This window comes from Agromyces binzhouensis, from assembly GCF_004135055.1.
Taxonomy (GTDB): Bacteria; Actinomycetota; Actinomycetes; order Actinomycetales; family Microbacteriaceae; genus Agromyces; species Agromyces binzhouensis.
Genome location: NZ_SDPL01000186.1, coordinates 1 through 5,849 on the forward strand (window position 1 = coordinate 1; position 5,849 = coordinate 5,849).

Annotated in this window: 6 protein-coding genes and 1 pseudogene; all 7 read left to right on the forward strand. The window is 70.1% G+C overall.

Annotated elements, in window-relative coordinates:
* Window positions 1-441: 441 nt before the first annotated feature.
* Complete coding sequence (gene rpsB / locus ESO86_RS10130; protein WP_129234788.1) at window positions 442-1,362, forward strand: 30S ribosomal protein S2; 921 nt, start codon at window positions 442-444, stop codon at window positions 1,360-1,362.
* A 45-nt stretch (window positions 1,363-1,407) separates the two neighbouring features.
* On the forward strand, window positions 1,408-2,238 hold the full coding sequence (gene tsf, locus ESO86_RS10135) for a translation elongation factor Ts (protein ID WP_129234789.1): 831 nt from the start codon (window positions 1,408-1,410) through the stop codon (window positions 2,236-2,238).
* Window positions 2,239-2,399: 161 nt separating this feature from the next.
* Window positions 2,400-3,131 (forward strand): UMP kinase, encoded by a 732-nt coding sequence (gene pyrH, locus ESO86_RS10140; protein ID WP_129234790.1) that lies wholly within the window; start codon window positions 2,400-2,402, stop codon window positions 3,129-3,131.
* A gap of 30 nt (window positions 3,132-3,161) precedes the next feature.
* Window positions 3,162-3,716, forward strand: a complete 555-nt coding sequence (gene frr, locus ESO86_RS10145) for a ribosome recycling factor (RefSeq protein ID WP_129234791.1) — start codon at window positions 3,162-3,164, stop codon at window positions 3,714-3,716.
* An 8-nt stretch (window positions 3,717-3,724) separates the two neighbouring features.
* Entirely contained in the window at window positions 3,725-4,708 is a 984-nt protein-coding gene (locus tag ESO86_RS10150; RefSeq protein WP_242492313.1) for a phosphatidate cytidylyltransferase, read from the forward strand.
* A 41-nt stretch (window positions 4,709-4,749) separates the two neighbouring features.
* Window positions 4,750-5,304 (forward strand): DivIVA domain-containing protein, encoded by a 555-nt coding sequence (locus ESO86_RS10155; RefSeq protein WP_129234792.1) that lies wholly within the window; start codon window positions 4,750-4,752, stop codon window positions 5,302-5,304.
* Between the two features lie 80 nt (window positions 5,305-5,384).
* A pseudogene (locus tag ESO86_RS10160) lies at window positions 5,385-5,849 on the forward strand (hypothetical protein); the annotation flags it as partial.

Genomic DNA, 5,849 nt, shown 5'->3' on the forward strand with positions numbered 1-5,849 from the left:
CGGCCCGAGGACGATCGCCAAGGCGCGCGCGGTCGGGACCGTCGCCGCGACCGTCGATGCGGACGCGGAGCCGGGCGCGGCCAGGACGAGGACGAGGGCGGCGAGCAGTCCGGCGAAGCTCGCCGCGACGGCGGTGCCGGGAACGGGGGAGAGGCGCATGCGTCGACCGTCTCGTGGCCGCATGCGGTCGTCGGCCGCGCGCCCCGCGCAGGTGTGCGGAGGCCGTCGGAAGCCCGGTGGTGAGGAGGGGTCGCCGAGCCGCGCCGTGATAGCATGACCGGAGCGCCTCGCCTGTCGGGGCGACTACGCGTGCCCATTCGGCCACCGACTCCACTCAGTCCCGCTCGCAGCTGTCGAAGCACGAGCCGGCGGAGCCGTGCCGGGCACCAGGGCTTCCGACCGCCGGTCGGAGCGTCAACTGAGAACAGAAGGAGTACGGCCATGGCCGTCGTCACCATTCGCCAGCTGCTCGACAGCGGCGTGCACTTCGGGCACCAGACCCGCCGTTGGAACCCGAAGATGAAGCGGTTCATCTTCACCGAGCGTTCCGGCATCTACATCATCGACCTCCAGCAGTCGCTGGCCTACATCGACAAGGCCTACGACTTCGTCAAGGAGACGGTCGCCCACGGCGGCACCATCCTCTTCGTCGGCACCAAGAAGCAGGCGCAGGAGTCGATCGCCGAGCAGGCGACCCGCGTCGGCCAGCCGTACGTCAACCAGCGTTGGCTCGGCGGCCTCCTCACCAACTTCTCGACGGTCTCCAAGCGCCTCGCGCGCATGAAGGAGCTCGAGGAGCTGGACTTCGAGGGCACGACCTCGGGCTTCACCAAGAAGGAGCTCCTCCTCAAGAAGCGCGAGCTCGACAAGCTGCACAAGTCGCTCGGCGGCATCCGCAACCTCTCGAAGACGCCGTCGGCGCTCTGGGTCGTGGACACCAAGAAGGAGCACCTCGCGATCGACGAGGCCAAGAAGCTCGGCATCCCCGTCATCGGCATCCTCGACACCAACTGCGACCCCGACGAGGTCCAGTACCCGATCCCGGGCAACGACGACGCGATCCGCTCGGTGAGCCTGCTCACCCGCATCATCGCCGACGCGGCCGCCGAGGGTCTCATCCAGCGCCACCAGAAGCCCGAAGAGGGCGAAGAGGCCGAGCCGCTCGCCGAGTGGGAGCAGGAGCTCCTCAAGGCCGGTTCTGAGACCACCCCGGAGCAGGCCTCCGCCGAGACCGAGAAGGTCGCGGAGTCGGAGTCCGAGGCGAAGGCCGAGGCCGCGGAGGTCGTCGACGAGGCGGCGACCGAGGTCGCCGCGACCGAGTCCGAGGCCGACGCCACGGCCGCCGCTGCTGCCGCCGAGTAACGCGGCATCCCCACCCACTCCGAAACGACAGGGAGTCCATTCCACATGGCCAACGTCAGCATCGCCGACATCAAGGCGCTCCGCGAGCAGCTCGGGACCGGCATGACCGACACCAAGAACGCGCTCGTCGAGGCCGACGGCGACATCGAGAAGGCGACGGAGATCCTCCGCCTGAAGGGCGCCAAGGGCAACGCCAAGCGCGCCGACCGCTCGACCTCCGAGGGCCTCGTGGCCGCCGTCGAGAACGGCGACGGCACCGCGACCCTCATCGAGCTCGCCTGCGAGACCGACTTCGTCGCCAAGGGCGACAAGTTCGTCGGCCTCGCCGACCGCGTGCTCGCGGCCGTCGCCGCGAGCCGTGCCGAGACCGTCGAGGCCGCCCTGGCCGCGCCGGCCGAGGCCGGGACCGTCGGCGAGCTCATCGACGGCGAGGCCGCGATCCTCGGCGAGAAGGTCGAGCTCCGCCGCGTCCGCCTCGTCAAGGGCGAGCACTTCTCGATCTACCTCCACAAGACCTCGAAGGACCTGCCCCCGCAGGTCGGCGTGGTCCTCGGCTACGCGGGCGACGACGCGGAGACCGCGCGCTCGATCGCGCAGCACATCTCGTTCGCCGCGCCGGAGTACCTCACCCGTGAGGACGTCCCGGCGGAGGCCGTCGAGAAGGAGCGCGCACTCGTCGAGCAGATCACCCGCGAGGAGGGCAAGCCCGAGGCCGCCCTCCCGAAGATCGTCGAGGGTCGCCTCGGCGCGTTCTTCAAGCAGGTCGCGCTGCTCGAGCAGGACTACGCCAAGGACAACAAGCTGTCCGTCGGCAAGGTCGTGCAGGACGCCGGCGTGACCGTGAGCGACTTCGCTCGCTTCAAGGTCGGCGCGTAACACGTGACAGGGGAGTCCGGACCGCATCCCGCGGTCCGGGCTCCTTTGCTGTGTCCGGATGCCGCGGCGACGCGCATCGGCCGCGGCGCGGTCCCGCCTGCACTGCGGCGCGGGCCCGGAACCACTAGTTTTGACTCCCAGAGGGGAAGGATCGGTCGGGGATGACGGAACACACGCGCAGGGTGCTGCTCAAGCTGTCGGGCGAGGCGTTCGGCGGCGGCGCACTCGGAGTCAACCCCGATGTCGTCAGTTCGCTGGCGCGCGAGATCGCCGATGCCGCTCGCACGGTCGAGGTCGCGATCGTCGTCGGCGGCGGCAACTTCTTCCGCGGCGCCGAGCTCAGCCAGCGCGGGATGGACCGTGGACGCGCCGACTACATGGGCATGCTCGGCACCGTGATGAACTCGCTCGCCCTCCAGGACTTCCTCGAGCAGGCGGGCGCCGAGACGCGGGTCCAGTCCGCGATCTCGATGACGCAGGTCGCAGAGCCCTACATCCCCCGCCGAGCCGAGCGGCACCTCGAGAAGGGCCGGGTCGTCATCTTCGGCGCCGGCGCCGGACTGCCGTACTTCTCCACCGACACGGTCGCCGCACAGCGCGCGCTGGAGATCGGCGCCGAGGTCGTGCTCGTCGCGAAGAACGGCGTCGACGGGGTCTACTCCGACGACCCGCGCACGAATCCCGACGCCCACAAGATTGACCGGATCAGCTACCAGGAGGCGCTGCAGCGCGGCCTCAAGGTCGTCGACTCGACCGCGTTCAGCCTCTGCATGGACAACGGCATGCCGATGCAGGTCTTCGGCATGGAGCCTGCGGGCAACGTGACGAAGGCGATCCTCGGCGCCGACCTCGGCACCATCGTGAGCAACGGCGAGCCGACCGCCGGTCGATAGACTGTCCGGAGCCCGAGAGAAGGAGTCCCCGTGATCGCGGATGTACTGTCCGAAGCAAGTGCACGCATGCAGAAGGCCGTGGAGGTCGCCAAGGACGACTTCGCCTCCGTTCGCACCGGCCGCGCCAACCCGCAGCTCTTCCAGAAGATCATGGTGAGCTACTACGGCACGCCGACGCCGCTCGCCCAGCTCGCCTCGCTCGCGAACCCCGAGGCGCGCACGCTCGTCGTGACGCCCTACGACAAGTCCGCGATGAAGGACATCGAGCAGGCCATCCGCGACACGCCGAACCTCGGCGCCAACCCGTCGAACGACGGCAACATCATCCGCGTCACCCTCCCCGAGCTGACCGAGGAGCGCCGCAAGGAGTTCGTCAAGATCGTGCGCTCGAAGGCCGAGGACGCGCGGGTGTCGGTCCGCAACATCCGTCGCAAGGCGAAGGACGACCTCGAGGCGCTCAAGGGCGAGGTCGGCGACGACGAGGTGGGGCGCGGCGAGAAGGAACTCGAGCACGTCACCAAGTCCCACGTCGACCAGATCGACGAGGCGCTGAAGCGCAAGGAAGCCGAACTCCTCGAGGTCTGAGGCACACCATGACGGGCGTCCCTGATGGGGAACGGTCGGACGCCGACGACCAGCGGCATTCGACGCGCGACGAGCTCCGCGCGCAGATGCATGCGCGACGGGTGGATCTCGAGCGCCAGTTCGAGGCGTCGCGGGCGCAGTTCGACGAGGCGCAGGAGCGCATCAACGCGCGCACCGGGCGGAACCTGCTGCTCGCCATCCTGATCGGCCTCGCGTTCGGCGGCACGCTGCTGCTCAGCCTCCTGGTGTTCAAGGAGCTGTTCATGGTGTTCGCGGTCGTCCTGGCCGGATTCTCCAGCTCCGAGCTCGCAGCTGCGTTGAAGCACGGCGGGTACCGGGTCCCGCGCATCCCGACGGTCGCGGCGGCGGTCGTGACCGTGCCCGTGGCGTACTACGGCGGGCCCGCCGGGCAGCTCGCAGCCGTCCTCATCGGGATTGCGCTCGTCGTGCTCTGGCGACTCGCGCAGCAGGCTTCGGCGAGCGTCCGCGCCGAGACGTCGGGACTCGTGCGCGACCTCGGAGCCGGGATCTTCGTGCAGGGGTACGTCACCTTCCTCGCCACCTTCGCGGTCGTGCTCACCGCCGCCGACGGCGGCCAGTGGTGGACGTTGGCGTTCATCATCACCGCCGTCGCCGCCGACACCGGGGCGTACGCCTCCGGCCTCGCCTTCGGCAGGCACCCGATGGCTCCCGTCATCAGCCCGAAGAAGACCTGGGAGGGATTCGCCGGGGGCGCACTCGCGAGCCTGATCGCCGGCGTCCTGCTCGCGCTCTTCATGCTCGGGCAACCCTGGTGGTTCGGCCTGGCCTTCGGCGCGGCGATCTTCCTGACCGCGACCCTCGGCGACCTCGCCGAGTCGCTCATCAAGCGCGACCTCGGCATCAAGGACATGAGCTCGTGGCTGCCCGGGCACGGCGGGTTCCTCGATCGACTCGACTCGATCCTGCCGTCCGCGGCGGTCGCGTTCGTCGCGTTCCAGATCTTCGCCTGACCGTGCGCGAGGAACGGGTGCTCGTGCGCGATACTGGTGCGGTGGATGCCACGTTCCCCCGGGCCCGCAGGAATCAGCTGGGCTACAAGACCACCGAGGTCGAGGACTTCCTCCAACGCGCCCGCCGCGCCTACGACGGCCGGCCCGAGGCCGAGGACCAGGGTCTCGATGCCGAGCGCATCCGCCTGACCGCGTTCTCGATGCAGAAGGGCGGCTACTCGACCTCGCACGTCGATGCGGCCATGGAGCGCCTGGAGGACGCCTTCGCGTTCCGCGAGCGGCAGATCGCCTCGCGGCTGCACGGCGACGAGGCGTGGCTCGCCGAGGCGCGCACCACGGCGCAGGTGATCGCGAACCGACTCGCGCGGCCCGAGGGCGTCCGGTTCGACCGTGTCAGCTGGCTCGCCGTCGGCTACGACGTGCGCGAGGTCGACGCGTTCGCCGATCGACTCACCCGGTACTTCCGGGACGGGTGGCCGATCGCGATCGACGACGTGCGCGCGGTCGTCTTCTCCGCCCAGCGCGGCGGCTATCGCGAGGCGCAGGTCGACCTGGTCCTGGACGCCGTGGTCGACGTGATGCTCGCGGTCCGGTGAGCGGCTCGGGGTTCGACCGGGGGGACTCCCTCCGTTACACTCATCCAATCGTGGGCAGGCATACGGATGAGTACGACGACATGCCGATGGATGCCGTCCGCGAGCGGTGGGCACGTGCCGACGCCGCTGCCGAGGTGCGATCCCGCCGGCCGCACCAGACCGAGCGCCGGGTGCGGCCCGAATCGCCGGTCGAGACGGCCGTGGCGACCAAGCCGGCGCAACGGGCGAGCGTGACGGGTCCCGTCAAGCAGGCGGCGACCGTGGTGTTCGCGTTCGCGGCATCCGTCGGCTTCCTGCTCGTCAACGTCGTCGACCCCTACTCGGGCGCGACGGCGACCTCGACCTACGTCCCGGTCGACCGCTTCGGGGGCGAGTCCACGCAGGAGGTCGAGCTCGCCGACGGGTACTCCTCGCTCGCGGTGGCATCCGAGGGGTACGTCGTCGAGGCGAAGCCCGACGAGCCCGAGCCGGCCGCGGCCTCCGCGGGCTGGGCGCCGCCTGCGGTGGTCCCCGACCCGGGCAGCGCGCAGGCCTACGGCGCGCAG